Below are 18,562 nucleotides of genomic sequence, written 5' to 3' on the forward strand. Positions count from 1 at the left end.
CTCAGGCCGCCCGCCCCGATGCGTCGTCCAGTAGGCCGGTTTCGGCGAGAAACTGCCGGGCGCGTTGCCGGGACTCCTCGGGCAGCGGTCCGTGCTCGCGCTCGAAGTCGGCCAGCAGCTCGGCCATCGCGGCGCGAGCCTGGGTGGCCAACTCGGCGAGGTGCGCCTTCTCCACCGCGGCCTCGGCCAGCCAGGCAGAGACCGGCTTGCCTTCCTCGGCGGCGGCGGCCTTGATCGTCTCTTCGATCTCCGGGGGCACCGAGATCGATAGTTTGCGTGCGGTCATGGCGCCACCATAGCGCGCGGTAGGAACGCGTTCCTACCGAAATCCGTCATGAAGCCTGCGAGCGCGGGCGGGATCGGGTAAGTGGTCTGGACCGCCGACGGCAACGCTGGCGGCAACCGGGACGTACAACCACGCACTGAAGGCGGGCTGAGGTTCCGAAACTCCCAATTCCACTTGGACGGAGCACGCAAGGGACGACTGCGCCTGAGTACCCGTACCCAGGTTGACTGTGTCGCTTGGCTCTGACGCGGGTGGTCTGCGTTCTCCACGATGGGATGGCCCCCCACCCCGCGTCGAATGAGGTGTTTATGGGCCGTGACCTGCAGTTGCGCGTTGCCACTCCGGAGGATCTTGAGTGGATCTACGAACTGCGTCATCGGGTGTACGCGGAGGAGTTGGGCCAGCATGTGCCGGATCCGGGCGGGCGGCTTCGTGACGGGCTGGACGGTGACAACGTCTATCTAGTGGCGGCGCGCGGCGCGGTGCGTATCGGCTTTGTCAGTCTGACTCCGCCGTGGGTGGGGCGGTACGCGCTGGACAAGTATCTGAGCTGCGACGAGTTGCCGTTGTTGGGCGAGGACGATCTGTTCGAGGTGCGCATCCTCACCGTTGAGCCGCGCTGGCGGGGCACCGTGGCGGCGCCGCTGTTGATGCACGCGGCGCTGCGCTGGATCGCCGCCCGGGGTGGTCGCCGGGTGGTGGTCATGGGGCGCACCGAGTTGCTCGACATGTATCTGGCTGCCGGGCTGCGTCCGGTCGGCCGTACCGTCCGCAGCGGTGCGTTGACCTTCGAGGTGTTGACCGGCGCAGTGACCGAGCTGACGACGGTCACGATGGAGCGTTTCCGCACGATACTGGAGCGCCTGCGGTCCCAAGTGGACTGGCGGCTGGACGTGCCGTTCGCACCTCGGCCGGACGGTTGCGAACACGGCGGCGCCTCGTTCACCGCCATCGGTACGGATTTTCGCAGCCTGCACCGGCGTCATCAGGTCGTCGCGGCCGACGTGTTGGACGCCTGGTTCCCGCCGGCCCCCGGGGTGCGGGCAGCGCTCGCGGAGGATCCGGCCTGGGCCGCCCGGACCTCGCCGCCGACCGGTGCCGAGGGCTTGTTGGCGGAGATCGCCGTGGCCCGGGCGCTGCCGGTGGAGACGTTTGCGGTCGGCGCCGGTTCGTCCGACCTGATCTTCAGGGCGTTCGGCCAGTGGCTGACACCGCAGAGTCGGGTGCTTCTGATGGATCCGGGGTACGGGGAGTACGCCCATGTCACGGAGCGGGTGATCGGGTGCCGGGTGGACCGGTTCCGGTTGCGCCGCGAAGACGGCTGGCGGATCGATCCGGCTCGGCTGTCCGCGGTTGTCGGGTCCGGTGACTACGACCTCGTGGTGGTGGTCAATCCGAACAACCCGACCGGACGCCACGCGCCGGCCGGTGAGTTGCGCTCGGTGATCGCCGCCGCGCCGGGCCGGACCCGCTGGTGGATCGACGAGGCGTACCTGGGCTATGTCGACCTGGCCGAGTCGCTGGTCGACCTTGCCGCGACGGACCCGCGGGTCGTAGTCTGCAGTTCACTGTCGAAGATGTATGGGCTGTCCGGTATGCGGGCTGCGTACCTCGTGGCCGAGCCCGCCACCGCGGCGCGGCTACGGCTGCGGACGCCGCCCTGGCCGGTCAGTCTCCCGGCGCAGCTGGCCGCCGTGGCCGCCCTGCGCGACCCGGCGTACTACCGCGACCGCTGGCTTCGCACCCACGTGCTGCGCCGGGAACTGGCCGCCGACCTGGCCGGGTTGGACGATACCGTGGTGGTCGAGGAGGGCGTGGCGAACTTCCTCACCGTGACCCTGCCGTCCGGCGGGCCGAGTGCCGCGCAGGTGGTGAACGAGTGCCGCCGCCACGACGTCTATCTGCGCGACCTGTCGCCGATGTCGTCGGCGTACCAGGGGCGCACCGTGCGCATCGCGGTCAAGGACACCGCCGAGAACGCGCGCATCGTGGCCGCCTTCCAGGCCGCCCTGGAGGTGCTGCGGTCGGGTGCCACCTCGCCCGTGCCGACCTCGCCCGCTCCGGTGCCTGCCGGCGTGCCCGCCGCCGGATCCGCCCGGTGATCACCGTGGCCTCCCTGGCGCCCTACCTCGGTGGGGCGTTGGCGCTGGGCGGCGTCGCGGTGGCGGCCTCCCGGCGCCGCGAGCTGTTGATCCGGTGGTGCGCCTGGGCGGTCGGAGTGCCGCTGGTCACCGGTGCGTTCTGGTGGGGCCGCCCCGGCGCCGCGGCCATCGCCATCGCGGTCGGGGTGATCGCGGTGATGGAGTTCGGCGGGCTGATGCGGCTGGGTCGGGTGGACCGGGGCGTACTGGCCGCCGCGGTCGCAGGCGTGGTGCTGGCCGCCTGGTTGGCGCCCGGACAGGAGCTCCGGGCGGTCGCGGTCGGGGCGCTCGCGGTGGCCGCGGTGCCGCTCCTGGCCGGTGACGCCGACCAGGGCCTGCACCGGCTCGGCGCCGGGCTGCTCGGGCTGGTCTGGCTGAGCGTGCTCGCCGCGCTGGTACCGCTCGGGGCGGGGGCGCTCGCGCTGTTCGTGGCGGTCTCGGTCGCCGACATCGTGGCGTACTTCGCCGGTCAACGGCTGGGCGGGCCAAGGCTGTCGCCCCTGTCACCGGCCAAGCGCTGGAGCGGGACGCTGGCAGGGGCGGCGGCCGGCGTCGGCGTACTCGCCGTGCTGTCCGCGCTGACCTGGCCGATGGCGGTCGCGGTGGCGATCGGCGGCCCGGCCGGCGACCTTCTCGAATCCATGGTCAAACGAGGTGCCCAGGCGAAGGACGCCGGCCACTGGCTACCCGGCTCCGGCGGCCTGCTGGACCGGATCGACTCGCTGCTCGTCGCGCTGGCCGTCCTGCTTGTCCTGAGCTGACCCTCAACAGCCCTGACTGGCCAGTGGACTTGGTGATGACGCCCTCACGGGCGGTCGGTTATCTCCCGGCGGGCGCGGCCGGCAGTGAGCCATGTTGGCCGACCGACGCCTCGTCGGCCGGCCAAGGACGGCTCCGGCTCCGTAGCGATGAGGGTTTTAAGGCTTGAGTACCGCCAGTACGTCGTCGAGCGGAACATCGGCGGGGTCACTCATATCGAGACCATCGAACGTCTGCCAGGTATAGGACGCCGTCCCGCTCTCCCGCAGCGGATGCAATTCGGCCAAGTCCGGATCGTCCCGGAAGCTGTTGAACGCCTCTTCGGACTCCCATTCAACGAGAAACAGAACCTGCCGTGGCGTGAGGTCACCGGCCACGTTGTCCCGGAAACGGCCGAACGCCACCATTCGACCGCCATATCGCGGAGCCTCTTCGGGCAAGCGACTGAAATACGCCAGGTACTTCTCCAAGTCGACCACGTCAAACATATTCAGGGCGTAAAACTTCTTCTTCTGTGAATTCGCAATCATTGCCAATACCCTCTCCGGCATCAGGAAACTTGTGTGACGGGAAACCGATCGGTTCCCTCATCGTAAACCGATCGGTTTCCGCGTGCAAGCCCGAGCGGAGTGGCGAGCTCCGACTGCGTGGCGTCCGCCGCCGCGTGTCACGTACCCGGTACAACCGGCCACCCGCTGTGGCCCTCCCCCCGTTCCTCCTGGCAACATGACCGGCGACCATGTTCATGGCCATGTCCAAATCCATGCCCTCGCGCACCGGATCAGTCGGAGCACCGGGTCAACCGGTTCAATCACAGGAGTCGTCGCCTTGAGTGAGCAGCCCCAGCAGCCCCCGCAGCAGCCCCAGAACCCGCAGCCGGGTTACGGATATCCGAACGCCGGCCCGTACGGCGGTCAGCCCGGCCAGCCCGGGCCGTACCAGCAGGGACAGCAGGGGCCCTACCAGGGCGGTTACCAGCAGCCGGGTCAGCCCGGCCAGCCCGGTTACCAGCAGCCCGGATACCCGGCGGGCGCCATGCCGCCCGGCACGTACACCGGCGACCCCTCGGCCCCGTACGGCTACGACCCCTTCGGTCGCCCGTACTCCGACAAGTCGAAGATCGTCGCGGGCGTGCTCCAGCTGACCCTGGGCACGCTGGGCATCGGCCGGTTCTACATCGGCAGTGTCGGTGTCGGTGTCGCCCAACTCCTCACCTGCGGCGGCCTCGGCATCTGGGCGCTGATCGACGGGATCATGCTGCTGGTGGGCAACAGCGCCACGGACTCGCAGGGACGGCCCCTGCGTGGCTGACCCCGGGCCCGCGCGAGGGTCCGTCCTGCCTGTCCGTTCCGTCCGGTCCATCCGGTCCATTCCGTCCGCCCTGCGGCACCCGGCGGCGGCACCCCTCGCGGTGCTGGCCGCCGGAGTCGCGGGCGCCGGCTATCTGTACGGCACCAACCCGCACGAACCGGGGCACCTGCTGCCCGGTTGCCCGTTCCGGTTCGTCACCGGGCTGCTCTGCCCGGCCTGCGGCGGCACCCGCATGGCGTACGACCTGATGCACGGTCACTTCACCGCGGCCTGGCACGACAACCGGATGCTGCTGCTGGCCTCGCCCTTCGCCCTGGCGCTGCTCGCCCGTTGGGGCATGGAAGGGCTGCGCGGCCGACGCTGGCGGCCCTCGCTCAGCCGCCGAACCCAGGCGCTGATACTGCTCGTCGCCGTGGCGTGGACCGTGGCCCGCAACCTCGTATAGGTCGGCTGGGTCTCTAGGTCGTAAAGGCCGTACGGGCCGGGCTCGTGGGCATCTCGTGGGTGCCCAATCGGGCACAAGTGTCAAGCGAGGTTCCGGACAATGGATCACGGAATCGACACGATCGCTCTCCCTCCCTCCCCCTGGGCACTCCCGCCCCTCTAGGCTCCAACCTCCGCAGGGGGGATGAGCGCACACGTGCAGTCATCGTGGATTCCCTCCTGGGTTCCGCTCGGAACATTCCGTTCCGCTTTCTTCTTCATGCCAGGAGCAACACGCATGTCTGTCCCCACCCCTGACGCCCCGTTCGGTGTCGACCACGCCGGCCGCCCGTACTCCGACAAGTCCAAGATCACCGCGGGCATCCTCCAGCTCTTCCTGGGTGGCTTCGGCGCCGGCCGCTGGTACGTGGGTTCCAACGGTGTGGCCATCGCCCAGCTCCTCACCTGCGGTGGCCTGGGCCTCTGGGCGCTGATCGACGCGATCCTGTTCTTCACGAGCAACGACCGCACCGACAAGCAGGGCCGCGTCCTGCGCGGCTGACGTCGGTGGCCTGACGGTCCGGCGGCCTGACGGCCTGACGTACGACGAGGGCCCCGTCTCCCAACCCGGGAGACGGGGCCCTCGTACGCGTACGGCCAATGCGTACGGCCGACTACCTCAGAAGCGGCGCGTGATCAGCGCCCGCTTCACCTCCTGGATCGCCTTCGTGACCTCGATACCGCGAGGGCAGGCGTCCGTGCAGTTGAACGTCGTGCGGCAACGCCACACGCCGTCCTTGTCGTTGAGGATTTCGAGCCGCTGCTCGCCCGCCTCGTCACGCGAGTCGAAGATGAAGCGGTGCGCGTTGACGATCGCGGCCGGGCCGAAGTACTGGCCGTCGTTCCAGAACACCGGGCACGAGGACGTGCAGGCGGCGCAGAGGATGCACTTCGTCGTGTCGTCGAAGCGCTCGCGGTCCTCGGCGGTCTGGAAGCGCTCGCGCGTCGGCTCGTTGGTGTCCTTCGTGATCAGGAAGGGCATCACGTCGCGGTACGCCTGGAAGAACGGCTCCATGTCCACCACGAGGTCCTTCAGGACCGTCAGGCCCTTGATGGGCTCGACCGTGATGGGCTTCTCGGGGCTCAGGTCCTTGATCAGCGTCTTGCAGGCCAGCCGGTTCTTGCCGTTGATCCGCATGGCGTCCGAGCCGCAGATGCCGTGCGCGCAGGACCGGCGGAACGTCAGCGTGCCGTCCTGGTCCCACTTGATCTTGTGCAGCGCGTCGAGGACACGCTCCTTGGGGTCGATCTCCAGCTGGAAGTCTTCCCAGACCGCCTCGCCCGAGACCTCGGAGTTGAAGCGGCGGATGCGGAACGTGGCCGTGATGTACGGGGAGTCGGCGAAGCCGGCCTCCGGCTTGCCGGCGCTGTCCGCCTTGTCCAGGGTGGGAGTTGCCATCAGTACTTACGCTCCATCGGCTGGTAGCGGGTCTGGACGACCGGCTTGTAGTCGAGACGGATGGACTCGGTGCCGTCGTCGCCGACCTCGCGGTACGCCATGGTGTGGCGCATGAAGTTCACGTCGTCGCGGTTCGGGTAGTCCTCGCGGTAGTGACCGCCGCGGGACTCCTTGCGGGCGAGCGCCGAGACGGCCATGACCTCGGCGAGGTCGAGCAGGTTGCCCAGCTCGACGGCCTCCAGGAGGTCGGTGTTGAACCGCCTGCCCTTGTCCTGGATGGACACGTGCAGGTAGCGCTCGCGCAGCTCGGCGATCTTCTCGACGGCCGTCTTGATCGTCTGCTCGGTGCGGAACACCATCACGTTGGCGTCCATGCACTCCTGCAGTTCCCTGCGGATGTCGGCCACCCGCTCCTTGCCCGTGGAACTGCGCAGCCGCTCGACCTGGGCCACGACCAGCGAGGCCGGGTCCTCGGGCAGCTCGACATGAGCGGCGACCGTGGCCGAGTACTCCGCCGCGGCGATGCCCGCGCGCTTGCCGAACACGTTGATGTCCAGGAGGGAGTTGGTGCCCAGGCGGTTCGCGCCGTGCACCGACACACACGCGACCTCGCCGGCCGCGTACAGGCCCGGCACGACCGTCGTGTTGTCGCGCAGCACCTCGCCCTGGACGTTCGTCGGGATGCCGCCCATCGCGTAGTGCGCGGTGGGCTGGATCGGGATCGGGTCCGTGTACGGCTCGATGCCGAGGTACGTACGGGCGAACTCGGTGATGTCGGGCAGCTTGGCGTCCAGCTGCTCCGGCGGGAGGTGCGTGAGGTCGAGGTAGACGTGGTCGCCCTCGGGGCCGCAGCCGCGGCCCTCGCGGATCTCCGTGTAGATGGAGCGGGAGACGACGTCACGGGACGCGAGGTCCTTCATGACCGGCGCGTACTTCTCCATGAAGCGCTCGCCGTCCTTGTTGCGGAGGATGCCGCCCTCACCGCGGGCGCCCTCCGTCAGCAGGATGCCCATGCGCCAGATGCCGGTCGGGTGGAACTGGAAGAACTCCATGTCCTCCAGCGGCAGCCCGCGCCGGTAGACGGCGGCCTGGCCGTCGCCGGTCAGCGTGTGCGCGTTGGACGTCACCTTGAAGAACTTGCCGGTGCCGCCGGACGCGTAGATCACGGCCTTCGCCTGGAAGACGTGGATCTCGCCGGTGGCCAGTTCGTACGCGACCACGCCGGCCGAGTGCTTGACGCCGTCGACCTCGGTGATCAGCTGGTCGAGGACGTAGAACTCGTTGAAGAACTCGACGCCCTCCTTGACGCAGTTCTGGTACAGCGTCTGGAGGATCATGTGGCCGGTGCGGTCCGCGGCGTAGCAGGACCGGCGGACGGGCGCCTCGCCGTGGTTCCGGCTGTGACCGCCGAAGCGGCGCTGGTCGATCGTCCCGTTGGGCGTCCGGTTGAAGGGAAGGCCCATCTTCTCCAGGTCGAGGACCGAGTCGATGGCCTCCTTCGCCAGGATCTCGGCGGCGTCCTGGTCGACCAGGTAGTCACCGCCCTTGACCGTGTCGAAGGTGTGCCACTCCCAGTTGTCCTCCTCCACGTTGGCCAGCGCGGCGGCCATGCCGCCCTGCGCGGCGCCCGTGTGGGAGCGGGTGGGGTAGAGCTTCGTCAGCACGGCGGTACGGCTGCGCTTCGTCGACTCGATGGCCGCGCGCATGCCGGCGCCGCCCGCGCCGACGATGACGGTGTCGTACTTGTGGATCTTCATGAGTCTCGTAGCCCCGGATCTAGCGGATGTTCGGGTCGAAGGTGAAGATCACCAGCGTGCCCAGCAGGATGGTGAACACCGTGGCGGTGTAGAGCAGGCCCTTGAGCCACAGCCGGGTGTTCGCGCGCTCCGCGTAGTCGTTGATGACCGTGCGCAGGCCGTTGGCGCCGTGCAGCATGGCGAGCCACAGCATCAGCAGGTCCCAGGTCTGCCAGAACGGGGAGGCCCAGCGGCCCGCCACGAAGGCGAAGCCGATCTTGGACACGCCGCCGTCGAGGACGAGCTGGATCAGCAGGTGGCCGATGACCAGGACGACGAGGACGACGCCGGACAGGCGCATGAAGAGCCACGCGGCCATCTCGAAGTTGCCGCGGGTCGACTTCGGGGTCTTCTTGGTCCGCTTGCGCGGGGCCTCGATCAGGGGCGCCGGGTTGTCGACGCTGTAGAGGGACTCGCCCTCGACGGGGCCGATGCCGGACGCGGCGGTCTTCTCGGTGGTGGACATTGGCGTCAGCTCCCGAAGACTTCACGAGCGGCGTGGCCGAGGACGGGGTACAGGGCCCCGACCATCAGCACGACCCAGATGCCGAGCACGGTCCAGAGCATCTGCTTCTGGTAGCGCGGGCCCTTCGACCAGAAGTCGACGGCGATCACCCGCAGGCCGTTCAGCGCGTGGAAGAGGATGGCGGCGACGAGGCCGTACTCCAGCAACGCGACGAGCGGCGTCTTGTAGGTGGCTACGACCTCGTCGTAGGCCTCGGGGGAGACACGCACGAGAGCGGTGTCCAGCACGTGTACGAACAGGAAGAAGAAGATGAGGACGCCGGTGACTCGATGAGCCACCCATGACCACATTCCTTCCCGGCCGCGGTACAGCGTTCCAGCCGGCACGGAAGAACCCTCCGGGAGCGGGGATTGGGGCCGCGCCGGCTTCTGTGTCGGACGGGCCCGGCCGGGTACGGTCCACCGGCCCTGGCCATCGTAGCGACGTGCTGTCGGAACGTTCACGGCGGGCCTACCCGATGTGATCAAACAGGCAAGCAAACAGGCTCGTACGGGCTACTGAGAGCGGCTACTGGGGTGGGGATGTCGCTGATTTGCCGGGTGCGGGTTCGTTGGGGCTGGGCGCGCAGTTCCCCGCGCCCCTAGGGGGCGGAGCCCCCTAGAAAGCCAGGCGGGCCAGGCGGCCCCTCGCCAGGCGGCGGAGTTCCTCCGCCGTCAGGATTCGTTCCTCCTCCGGATCGTTTGTCAATCGTGATCGGATTCCGGCCAGGACCTGGTCCAGGGCCTCCTCGGGGGGCGCGTCGTCCACGCAGATGACGAAGACGTGGCCGAAGCGGCTCTCGTAGGCGGCGTGGGCGGCGCTCAGGGCCGTGTGGGCCGCGGAGTACGTGCCGTCCGGGAGGAGGGCGAGGGACTCGCAGGCCAGGGCCTCGGAGAGGTCGCCCGGCGTCAGGTCGTACGCCGCCTCGTCGGCCGCGGCGAGGAGGGATTCCAGGTCCGGGTAGGGGCGGTGGTCGGCGATGCGGCGGGCCCAGCGGTGGCTGCCGCAGCAGGCGAGGAGGGCGCGCTCGGCCTCGTCGGCGGGCACGGCGTTGAGCCGCTCCAGGCCGGTGGGGCGGGATCCGGTGGGACCCGGCGCGAAGCGGGTCTGTTCCGGGAGTTCCGGTATGGCGACGACCTGGCCGGGGAGGCGGGACGGACGGTGCGCGGGCAGCGTGGGTTCCTCGGCGGTTCGGTGACGCGCGGGCATGCGCCACGCGTGATTCGGTGGGGGGTCAAGTGAGAGATGTGACGTCACGCTATCGAGACTTGACGGGAGCTGTCCGACGGATGCCCGAATTTCACCCGCACGGGAGAGTTTCGGAACGTGTGGTGGACGTTGGAGGGGGTGACGGGGCCGTAGGTTCACGGTGGAGGTGCAACGAATGCACGTGCAGGTGGGTGGTCTGTGGTGAACGCGCGTAGGCGCTGGGTGCCGGGGTCGGCGGGCCGGCGGCCCCTGCTGGTCGGCGCGGGTGTGGCGGTCGCGGCGGGTGCCGCGCTGACCGTCGGGCTCTGGCCGAGCGGTGACGACGGCGCGCCGGCGGGCCGACGGCCCTCGGACGGGAGTACCGCCGCGTCAACGGCGCCGACCCCGTCTCCGTCGCCGACTCGTACGTATCCGCTGTCGAAGACGCCCCGGACCATTCCGGCGGTACGCGAGCACACCCCGGCCCGCGGACCCGGCTGGCGCCCCGCGGCGGGCGGCCGCGTGCTCGTCGGCGACAAGGGGCTCGTGGACGAGGGGCGGCTGCTCGCCGGGGAACTGGGACTGACGTACGCGGGGTCGGGTGAGCCGCGCTCCGGCGACGTACGGCTGGACCTCACCGACGAGGACGCGAACGCCGAGGCGTACACGCTGACCGTGCGGAACGGGCAGGTGCGGATCAGCGGTACGGAGGAGGCGGGCGTCTTCTACGGGACGCGGACGCTCAAGCAGGAGGTGCGCGGGGACGGCGTGGCGCCAGAGGGGGTCGTACGCGACTCGCCGGCCAAGCCGCAGCGCGGGTTCATGCTGGACATCGCGCGCAAGCACTTCACGGCCGGCTGGATCGAGGACCGGATCCGTGAGCTGGGGGACCTGAAGTACAACCAGTTCGGGCTGCACTTCTCCGACGACCAGGGATTCAGGATCGAGTCCGACTCGCATCCCGAAGTCGTGTCCGAGGAGCATCTGACCAAGGCGGAGGTGCGGCGCATCCTCGCCCTCGCGGCGAGCCGGCACATCACCGTCGTGCCCGAGATCGACTCGCCGGGGCACCTCGGCGCGGTGATGGCCGCGCATCCCGATCTCCAGCTGCGCAACACGCAGGGTGTCGCCAGGCGGGGTGCGATCGACATCTCGAAGCCCGCGGCCGCGGACATCGTGGACGACCTGCTGAACGAGTACGCGGATCTCTTCCCCGGTCGGTACTGGCATCTCGGCGCCGACGAGTACCAGGCGCTGACGGTGGCGAGCCCCGAGGCTTCGTTCCCGCAGCTGGCCGCCGCCGCGAAGAAGGCGTACGGGCCGGGCGCCGGGATCGCGGATCTGGCGACGGGCTGGCTCAACGACCGGGCCGACGTGATGCGCGGGCACGGGCGCCTGCTGCGGGCCTGGAACGACGGGTTCTTCCCCGGGGGCGCCGTGCAGGCCGACGACGACATCGAGGTCGCGTACTGGACGGGCAAGGAGATCGGCGCGCGGCAGCCGGCCGAGTATCTGCGGGCCGGGCGCAAGCTGGTCAACTACAACGACGAGTACCTCTACTACGTGCTCGGCCAGCCCAACGCCTTCGTCTACCCGACCGGGCAGCGCATCTACGAGCAGTGGACCCCGCTCGTCGTGCGCGGCACCGCGCCGGTGTCCAAGGAGTACGACGCCCAGATCCTCGGCGGCTCCTTCGCCGTCTGGTGCGACCTCGCGGGCTCGCAGACCCAGGACCAGGTGGCGGCGGGCATCCGCATGCCGCTGCGGGCGCTGACGCAGAAGCTGTGGGATCCGCGGGAACCGGCGTTGCCGTGGGCGGAGTTCAAGGGGCTGGCGGGCAAGCTGGGCTGAATCGGGTGCACCGAGGTCTGCACCAACTGCCGTCGCCAGACGGCGGCGCCGGGCACGGCCCTGTGCGCCGAGTGCGCCGCCACGGACCCCTGCGCTCCAGGCCGTTCCGGCGCAGTTCGGGGCCACTTGACCATTTCGGTGGCGAACTGCCGTACGACTGTGATGTATTCGCGGCGGGCCGACCGACACACCGGGGGGAGCGGGATGGGCTACTGGGGTTATTTCGTCGTGGGTAGAAGCGAGTCACCGCTGGCGGAACTGGGCGCGCTGGCAGGGGCGTCGGGCATGACGCTGCACGAGCGCGCGGACGATGGCTGGCAGGTGTGGGAGTACCCGAACTCCCCCGACGGCGCCGCGGGCGACGTCGGGAACATGAACACCCTCGCCGAGGAGACGGGCGCGCCCGCGCTCTTCGGATACGTCATGGACAGCGACTGCGTGGTCGTCGAGGCGGCCGCGCCGGAGAGCGGCGCGTGGACGACGTGCCTGGCGCGGGACGCGATGGCCGGGTACCTCGGCGGGAACGAGGACGGGCTGACCGTCGACGACTTCTTCCTGGAACCGCGTGACGCCGTCAAACGGGCCGTCGCCTGGGCCGCCGAGTCGGGCCGCACGGTGAGCGAGGAGCCACTCCTCGACGTACTCACCGGCGAAGCGGATCCGTCCGCCGAGATGCTTTTCTTCCGGTTTCTGGACCGGCTGGGCGTTGTGCCCATGTAGATTTCGGCCATCTCGTGGTGTGACGTTCCGGCCACTGCGCACGCAGTAAGGGGAAGTGCGGGCTCCGTTACCAGAGGAGCCCCCACCGAGGGAGGCGTGGATGAGCCTGGTGGAACTGATCGCTCAGGCCGACGAGCGTGGTCTGGCGGCCAGCGGTCTGGCGTGCCTGGACCGCTGTGTGCCCCTGTTGGGCGGTGACGAGGACATCCTGCGGCCGTTGTGGGCGAGCCTCGCCGAGAGCGAGGAGTGGGGGTGGGGGGAGGACTGGGGCGAGCGCGTCGAGCAGGCGCGCGGCAGGCTCGACGCCCCGGAGGCCGCCGCGGCCGCCGAGAGCGAGGCCGCCGTGCTCGCGCACCGGATGCTCGGCGCCGTCCCCGTGGACCGCTCCGCCGCGAACCTCCGCGAGTGGGCGGACGCCTGCTCGGTCGCCGCGCTCCAGATCCACCGGCTGCTCGACGCCGCGACCGACGGGGCGTCCTCGGTAGCGGCCCGCCGCGAGGGCCTTACACAGGACATGTCGCCCCTCGTCGCCGCCGAACTGCGCCGCCAGATCGCCATCCTGGAACTGCTGTCGGCCCACGGCCCGGCCGGTCTGCGCCAGGCGCTGGACGTGTCGACGGAGGGACGGCGCGTGCTGCGCGCGGTCGTGTCACGACGGGCCCGCGGGCGGGTCTGACGGTACGAAGAAGGCCGGAGCCCTGTTCTCACAGGGCCCCGGCCTTTTGTCTCACCGCGCGGCCGGTTATGGGGCCAGGACCTGGCCCAGGCCCGCGCCGGCCGGTGTGCCCAGCTGGGTGAGGCCGTAGTACGCAGACCTGGTGACCGAGACACCGGTGGCGGTGCTCGGCAGGTACAGCAGCGTGCCGTTGCCCGTGTCCTCGCCCTCGGCGCCGATGAGCAGGTGGGCGCGGCCGTGCCCGGAGTAGTCCGTCAGGGAGACGGCGGAGCCCAGCTTGTCGTCCTTCTCCGTGGAGCCGGGGATGCCGGTCGTGTCCTGGGAGTAGGACAACGAGCCGGTGCCGGTGAGCCCCGTCGAGGTGCCCTTGAAGAGCCAGAGCGCGCCCGCGTTGGAGCGGTTGGCGCCGCTGCGGGTGATGTCCTCGTTCGGGGCGCCGGTGAGGACGTCCGCGTAGCCGTCGGCGTTGAAGTCGCCCACGGAGACCGAGGCGCCGAGCGCGTCGCCGGACTCGTTGGCGCCCGCGACACCCGTCGTGTCCTGGGTGATCTTCGTCATCCCGGTGGTGGTGAAGCCGGTGGACGTGCCCGGGACCATGGTGACCTGGCCGCCGGAGATCGCGCCGGACTCGGAAGCGTACGGCTGGCCGATGACGATGTCGTCGTAGCCGTTGCCGTTCACGTCGCCCGCGGCGATGGAGCGGCCGCCCTTCACCGAGATCGTGGACACCTTCGACAGGCCCAGCGCCTTGGAGCCCTTGAACCAGGTGACCTTGCCGGCGCCGGACTGGTCGCGGTAGTTGAGGGCCACGTCCGCGAAGCCGTCCCGGTTGAAGTCACCGGACGCGGCGTCCGCGTAGGCGAGGGCGCCGGAGACGGTGGTGAGGTCGCCCGCGACCTCGTGGCCGTCGTCGAAGCGGGCCGCCCAGTTGCCGCCCGTGCCGGTGGCGGCGGTGAAGACGTCCGCCCTGCCGTCGGCGTTGAAGTCGCCGACCGCGACCGTCGCGCCGAACTTCGCGCTGTTCATGGTGAAGTCGTCGCCGAGCGCCATGGTGTCGGCGCCGGTGTCGAACTTCGGGCCGTACAGGATCGTCACCGCGCCGCGGTCCACGTGCCCGGAGCCGTCGTCCTCACCGGGTGCGCCGATCGCGAGGTCCGCGTGACCGTCGCCGTTGATGTCGCCCCACGCCGTGGCCGCGCCCCAGCTGTCGCCCTTCTCGGAGACACCGGGGACGCCCGCGCTGGACTGGGTGAGCTTCACCTTGGCCGCCGAGACCGGGCCGTTGAGGCCACCGGGCGCGATGACGATGTTGCCGACACCGCTCGATGCCTTCGGCACTCCGGCGACGACGTCGCTGATGCCGTCACGGTTGAAGTCCGCCGTAGGGATGGCGGAGTTCTTGCCGGGGCCGGAGGCGTACCGGCGGATCTCGCTCAGCTTCGAGTAGAGGTTCTTGCCGGGGCACGCGGTGGCGAAGCCGTCGCGGTGACCGGAGATCGTGTTGAGCGTGGCCTGTTCGCCTGCCTTCCACACACCCGTGTCGGCGGCCGCGGTCAGCGTGACCTGGCCGCTCGGGTTGCCGCCGTACTGGCCCAGCTTCCACGCGGCGACCCGCGCCACGGACTCCAGAGCGGCCCGGGCCGGCTTGCCCGCGGGCTTCGCCGGAGTGGTCGCGGTGGCGGCGGCGCCCTCGAAGTCGCCGAGGACGGCGATGCCCGCCGAGTCGCCGTTGAAGCCGAACGTGTGGGCGCCGCGCACCGGCAGGTCCATACCGCCGGCCCGGCCCTCGAAGATCCGGCCGCACTTGTCGACCAGGAAGTTGTAGCCGAGGTCGTTCCACTTCTCGGTCTGCACGTGGAACGCCATGACGCCGCGCACCAGTGCCGGGGACTGCGCGCAGCTGTAGTCGTTCGTACCGACCGTGTGGTGGACGAAGACCGCGCTGACCTTCTCGATGTACTCCGGCGGGTCCTGGACCATCGACTCGTCGGCGCCCCACTGGGCGCGGGAGATGACGGGCGGCTGCGTCACCGTGGACGGCGGCGGGGAGGGGACCGGGTCCGGTTCCGGGGTCGTCGACGGCGAGGTGGACGGCGACGGTGACGTGCTCCCGGTGGGCGAGGCCGGGGCGTCGGTCGCCGGCTCGCCGCTCGTGGAGTCCGTCGGGGACGCGGACCCCGCGGCGGGGTCGGCCGGCGTCGGGGAGCCGGTCGGGTCCTCGGCGACGAAGGCGGCGTTCTCCATGGAGGTGCCCGCGGCCGTGCCGAGCGCCTTGTTCCGCGCCTCGGCGGCGGTCACGCCCGGGTCGACCAGGCTGAGCTCAAGTCCCTTGGGCAGACCGGAACTCGCGGAACCGTTCGCGGCCACGACCCGCGCCTCGACGCCGTCACTGGCGCCCACCCACAGCGGATCGGACGCGCCGCGGGCCTCCTTGGCGTCCGGCTCGGCCTTGTCGACCGGGTGCGGCTCCAGGTCCAGGTTCTGCCAGCCGGACCACTTGCCCGTCTCGCTGCTGCGCGTGCGGACCTGGGCGGTCCCGTCCAGCAGCGTCTTCGACCCGGTCCAGGAGACGCCGAGCAGCGAGAACGGCTCGGTGCCCGTCCGCTCGACCTCGCGCCTGCCCGTGCCGTCGCTCTTCATCGCGAGCTCGTGCACCTTCACGGGCCGCTTGCTCCGCGCGGCCTCCACGGCCGGGTCCGCGCCCGGGTCCGCGACGGCGTACGTCACGGCGCCCGCCCCGCCCAGCACCACGGCCCCTATCGTCAGCCACGCTCTCCGCTTCAGGCTCAGCGGTTTGTACGCATGGGTCGTCCGGCGACTCAAATACCCCACCCCAAGGAAAGCCTCACAAAAAACCCACCCGTCACAGGGGTGGCTTCTCATTCAGCGCCAGGACCCAACCAAACATCACCCAACGAAGGTGTGGGGTAGGTCACTTCGAGCCCGGTCCGACGCCTGAAAGGTGCGGATGGTTGTACGGGTTTCGGTGATTTGGCGCATGACCTATGTCACTCCCGCGAAGTGTGATGTTCGTACCGCTCTCTCCGCTTGGTTCTGCGGACCGGCCGTGGCTCTCGCGGTCCGGACGGGACCGAGCGAGGGGGCGGAAGCGGTGGCGGGGACACGTGCGAGGCCGGCGGGGACGGCGGGACCGGTGGTGGCGGCGGCGGTCGCGAGGGGCACCTCGGCGGACCTGCGGATGAGGCGGCACGCGGCGGAGTTCGTGCGGAACGTCACGGCACGCAACCGGCTGCCGCTGGACTACTCCGTCGCGAGCCTGCGCGTAGTCGACTTCATCGTCGACGGGCTGCGCAAGGGCGGCCGGGACCGCGCGGCCGTGCGGCACGTCCTGTTCGGGCTCGGGGCCTACGCCGGTGAGGTTCTGGTACGACGGGCCGGTGCTGTGTGGGTCGAATTCGACGAGGCGCAGCGGGAGTTGTTCGGACAGCCGGTGGGCGTCCGGATGACGGACGGGCGGGTCTGGAACCCGCTGGGGAAGGTCGTGAAGCGGTTCGAGGCGGGGGAGCGCGAGTCCCTGCGCACGCTCTACCTGCAGCTGCACGGGCGGGCGCGGGCCGGCCTGCCGGGGGGCGCGGAGACGGGCCGCACGCCTGGCGGACTGTGACACTTCCGCCGCGCGGGGCGCTGAGGGCGTTGAGAGGTGCGCGGGCACGGCGATCTGTGGCGCGTAAGGCGAATTCGGTACGAACTCGGTGCAAACGAGGACAGTGTTGGGCCAGGGAGGGGAACCCCGCCGCGGGCAGGCGACCGACGGGGAACTGGGCGTGGCCGTCGCGCGGGCGCAGGCAGGGGACGAGGCCGCCTTCGCGGTCGCGTACCGGCTGGTGCAGCCCGGGTTGCTCGGATATCTGCGGGGGCTGGTCGGGGACGAGGCGGAGGACGTGGCGTCGGACGCGTGGCTGGAGATCGCCCGGGATCTGGGGCGGTTCCGCGGCGACGGGGCCGGGTTCCGCGGCTGGACCGCGACCATCGCCAGGCACCGGGCGCTCGACCACCTGCGGCGGCAGAAGGTACGGCCACGGGCGTCCGCGCTCGAACAGGACATGCTGGAACTGCCCGGCACGCACAGCACGCACGACCAGGCCCTGGAGTCCCTCTCCACGGAGTACGCCCTCGAACTGGTCTCGCGACTGCCGCGCGACCAGGCCGAGGCGGTGCTGCTGCGAGTCGTCGTCGGCCTCGACGGCCCGGCCGCCGCACGGGTCCTCGGCAAACGCCCCGGCGCGGTACGCACCGCCGCGTACCGGGGCCTGAAGCGGCTGGCCCGGCAGCTGGGCGCGGAGGGTGTGACGGATGACGGCCCCCGGACGCTGGGGGAGTCGAGATGAACAGCGAGCAGTCCTTGGGCGGCGAGGGTGGATTCGGACATGCCTGAACGACACGGCCCCGACGGCACTCCGAACGGTGCTGCGGTGAATCCGCCCGCCCTCGACGACCTCCTCGCCACCGCCGTACGTGCCCACGCGATCGACCCCGTCGCCGAAGGGCGGGCCCTCGCCGCCTTCCGGGCGGCCCGGGACGAGGGGGTGCACGGGGCGGCGGCCCGTACCCGGCGCCGGGACGACTGGCGGGCGGCGAAGGAGCGGCGGGGCAGGTGGTCGCTGCGGGCGACGCTGGCCGCGTTGCTGGCGAGTGTGACGCTCGGCGGGGTCGCGGTCGCGGCCATCGGCACGGGTGACGGGACGCCGGACGAGCGGAGGGACTCGCGGACGCAGAACAGCGCGCCGGCCCGGTCCGCACCGGACGCCGCACCCACCCCGGCGCCCGGCTCGGCCACGCCCGGCCGGGGCGGCGGCCCCTCCGACCGGCCCTCGTCCGCACAGGACACCGAGGCCCGATGCCGTGCGTACGACTCCGTCAAGGACCGCGGCAAGGCACTCGACTCGACCGCCTGGCAGCGCCTGGTGCAGGCCGCGGGCGGCGCGGGGAACGTCGAGGCGTACTGCGCCGGCCAGTTGAAGCCGACCGAGAAGCCGGACGGGAATCCGACCGAGAGGCCGGACGGGAATCCGGGGCAGGGCGAGACCGGGGCGGCCGCCGGGCCGAGCAAGCCGGCCAAGCCCTCGCAGGCCCCGGGCAAGGCTCCGGACACGGTCCCGGACAAGGGCCCCGCAAAAAACAGCAACGCCCGCTGACCGGGCCGGGCGGCAGCCGCGACGGCACCGCCGTCGCCCGCATCCCCGCCATCCACACCGAACCGCGCCGACCTTCGCCGATGGCAACGACCGGGGCCGCCACCCCCCACAGGAGAGGCCCCGGTCGTCGCGCGGCACGGGCCGCGCGGCGGCCCGTACTCTCTACAGCGCCGGGGATGCGTTTTGTGTCACACCCCACCTCGTCACGAGTTGGTTGCACGTTGTACGGACATGGACGGGGAGCGGTTTCAGGCCGTAACGTGCCATTCGCGCCGGACTGCGGGGGAGTCG

19 protein-coding genes are annotated in these 18,562 nt (G+C 70.7%); 11 read left to right on the forward strand and 8 right to left on the reverse strand.

Annotation, left to right across the window (positions count from 1 at the left end):
• Position 1: 1 nt before the first annotated feature.
• Entirely contained in the window at positions 2 to 286 is a 285-nt protein-coding gene (locus AB0I18_RS00410) for a hypothetical protein (protein ID WP_363103086.1), read from the reverse strand.
• Between the two features lie 308 nt (positions 287 to 594).
• On the opposite strand from AB0I18_RS00410, the gene AB0I18_RS00415 reads away from it, so the two are divergent.
• The gene (locus AB0I18_RS00415; RefSeq protein WP_363103197.1) at positions 595 to 2,388 is read left to right on the forward strand and encodes an aminotransferase class I/II-fold pyridoxal phosphate-dependent enzyme; all 1,794 of its coding nucleotides are present in this window, start codon (positions 595 to 597) and stop codon (positions 2,386 to 2,388) included.
• Entirely contained in the window at positions 2,385 to 3,188 is an 804-nt protein-coding gene (locus AB0I18_RS00420) for a phosphatidate cytidylyltransferase (RefSeq protein ID WP_363103087.1), read from the forward strand. The genes AB0I18_RS00415 and AB0I18_RS00420 overlap by 4 nt, the downstream gene beginning before the upstream one ends.
• A gap of 156 nt (positions 3,189 to 3,344) precedes the next feature.
• On the opposite strand, the gene AB0I18_RS00425 is transcribed toward AB0I18_RS00420, so the two are convergent.
• On the reverse strand, positions 3,345 to 3,737 hold the full coding sequence (locus tag AB0I18_RS00425) for a DUF1330 domain-containing protein (protein WP_363103088.1): 393 nt from the start codon (positions 3,735 to 3,737) through the stop codon (positions 3,345 to 3,347).
• 277 nt (positions 3,738 to 4,014) lie between these two features.
• On the opposite strand from AB0I18_RS00425, the gene AB0I18_RS00430 reads away from it, so the two are divergent.
• From AB0I18_RS00430 to AB0I18_RS00440, 3 genes are all read left to right on the forward strand, one after another.
• A complete protein-coding gene (locus tag AB0I18_RS00430; protein WP_363103089.1) occupies positions 4,015 to 4,497 on the forward strand; it encodes a TM2 domain-containing protein in 483 nt (160 codons plus the stop codon).
• Between the two features lie 49 nt (positions 4,498 to 4,546).
• Positions 4,547 to 4,942: a DUF2752 domain-containing protein gene (locus AB0I18_RS00435; RefSeq protein WP_363103198.1), complete on the forward strand. Its 396-nt coding sequence runs from the start codon at positions 4,547 to 4,549 to the stop codon at positions 4,940 to 4,942.
• A gap of 276 nt (positions 4,943 to 5,218) precedes the next feature.
• A complete protein-coding gene (locus AB0I18_RS00440) occupies positions 5,219 to 5,482 on the forward strand; it encodes a TM2 domain-containing protein (RefSeq protein WP_363103090.1) in 264 nt (87 codons plus the stop codon).
• A gap of 117 nt (positions 5,483 to 5,599) precedes the next feature.
• Here the strand turns inward: AB0I18_RS00440 and AB0I18_RS00445 are convergent, their stop codons facing one another.
• The 5 genes from AB0I18_RS00445 to AB0I18_RS00465 form a co-directional block, all read right to left on the reverse strand.
• Entirely contained in the window at positions 5,600 to 6,379 is a 780-nt protein-coding gene (locus AB0I18_RS00445) for a succinate dehydrogenase iron-sulfur subunit (RefSeq protein WP_363103091.1), read from the reverse strand.
• Positions 6,379 to 8,136: a succinate dehydrogenase flavoprotein subunit gene (sdhA, locus tag AB0I18_RS00450; RefSeq protein ID WP_363103092.1), complete on the reverse strand. Its 1,758-nt coding sequence runs from the start codon at positions 8,134 to 8,136 to the stop codon at positions 6,379 to 6,381. The genes AB0I18_RS00445 and sdhA overlap by 1 nt, the downstream gene beginning before the upstream one ends.
• A gap of 19 nt (positions 8,137 to 8,155) precedes the next feature.
• Entirely contained in the window at positions 8,156 to 8,641 is a 486-nt protein-coding gene (locus tag AB0I18_RS00455; protein WP_363103093.1) for a succinate dehydrogenase hydrophobic membrane anchor subunit, read from the reverse strand.
• A 5-nt stretch (positions 8,642 to 8,646) separates the two neighbouring features.
• Positions 8,647 to 9,027 carry a succinate dehydrogenase, cytochrome b556 subunit gene (gene sdhC / locus AB0I18_RS00460; RefSeq protein WP_363103094.1) on the reverse strand — a complete coding sequence of 127 codons (381 nt, stop codon included), beginning with the start codon at positions 9,025 to 9,027 and terminating at the stop codon, positions 8,647 to 8,649.
• Positions 9,028 to 9,298: 271 nt separating this feature from the next.
• Positions 9,299 to 9,889 carry a 2-oxo-4-hydroxy-4-carboxy-5-ureidoimidazoline decarboxylase gene (locus AB0I18_RS00465; RefSeq protein WP_363103095.1) on the reverse strand — a complete coding sequence of 197 codons (591 nt, stop codon included), beginning with the start codon at positions 9,887 to 9,889 and terminating at the stop codon, positions 9,299 to 9,301.
• A gap of 249 nt (positions 9,890 to 10,138) precedes the next feature.
• Between AB0I18_RS00465 and AB0I18_RS00470 the strand changes: the two genes are divergently transcribed.
• The 3 genes from AB0I18_RS00470 to AB0I18_RS00480 all read left to right on the forward strand — a co-directional run bounded on the left by AB0I18_RS00470 (position 10,139) and on the right by AB0I18_RS00480 (position 13,115).
• On the forward strand, positions 10,139 to 11,719 hold the full coding sequence (locus AB0I18_RS00470) for a glycoside hydrolase family 20 protein (protein WP_363103199.1): 1,581 nt from the start codon (positions 10,139 to 10,141) through the stop codon (positions 11,717 to 11,719).
• Positions 11,720 to 11,923: 204 nt separating this feature from the next.
• Positions 11,924 to 12,439, forward strand: a complete 516-nt coding sequence (locus AB0I18_RS00475) for a hypothetical protein (protein WP_363103096.1) — start codon at positions 11,924 to 11,926, stop codon at positions 12,437 to 12,439.
• Positions 12,440 to 12,539: 100 nt separating this feature from the next.
• Positions 12,540 to 13,115, forward strand: coding sequence for a hypothetical protein (locus AB0I18_RS00480; protein ID WP_363103097.1), 576 nt, complete (start codon positions 12,540 to 12,542; stop codon positions 13,113 to 13,115).
• A gap of 66 nt (positions 13,116 to 13,181) precedes the next feature.
• Here AB0I18_RS00480 and AB0I18_RS00485 read toward each other — a convergent pair whose 3' ends face one another.
• Positions 13,182 to 15,866, reverse strand: coding sequence for an FG-GAP-like repeat-containing protein (locus AB0I18_RS00485; protein ID WP_363103098.1), 2,685 nt, complete (start codon positions 15,864 to 15,866; stop codon positions 13,182 to 13,184).
• A gap of 448 nt (positions 15,867 to 16,314) precedes the next feature.
• On the opposite strand from AB0I18_RS00485, the gene AB0I18_RS00490 reads away from it, so the two are divergent.
• From AB0I18_RS00490 to AB0I18_RS00500, 3 genes are all read left to right on the forward strand, one after another.
• Positions 16,315 to 16,740 carry a hypothetical protein gene (locus AB0I18_RS00490; RefSeq protein WP_363103200.1) on the forward strand — a complete coding sequence of 142 codons (426 nt, stop codon included), beginning with the start codon at positions 16,315 to 16,317 and terminating at the stop codon, positions 16,738 to 16,740.
• Between the two features lie 106 nt (positions 16,741 to 16,846).
• Positions 16,847 to 17,464: an RNA polymerase sigma factor gene (locus AB0I18_RS00495; protein ID WP_363103099.1), complete on the forward strand. Its 618-nt coding sequence runs from the start codon at positions 16,847 to 16,849 to the stop codon at positions 17,462 to 17,464.
• A 39-nt stretch (positions 17,465 to 17,503) separates the two neighbouring features.
• Positions 17,504 to 18,271, forward strand: coding sequence for a hypothetical protein (locus tag AB0I18_RS00500; RefSeq protein ID WP_363103100.1), 768 nt, complete (start codon positions 17,504 to 17,506; stop codon positions 18,269 to 18,271).
• Positions 18,272 to 18,562: the final 291 nt, after the last annotated feature.

It is taken from the genome of Streptomyces sp. NPDC050704 (genome assembly GCF_040654355.1).
Classification (GTDB): domain Bacteria; phylum Actinomycetota; class Actinomycetes; order Streptomycetales; family Streptomycetaceae; genus Streptomyces.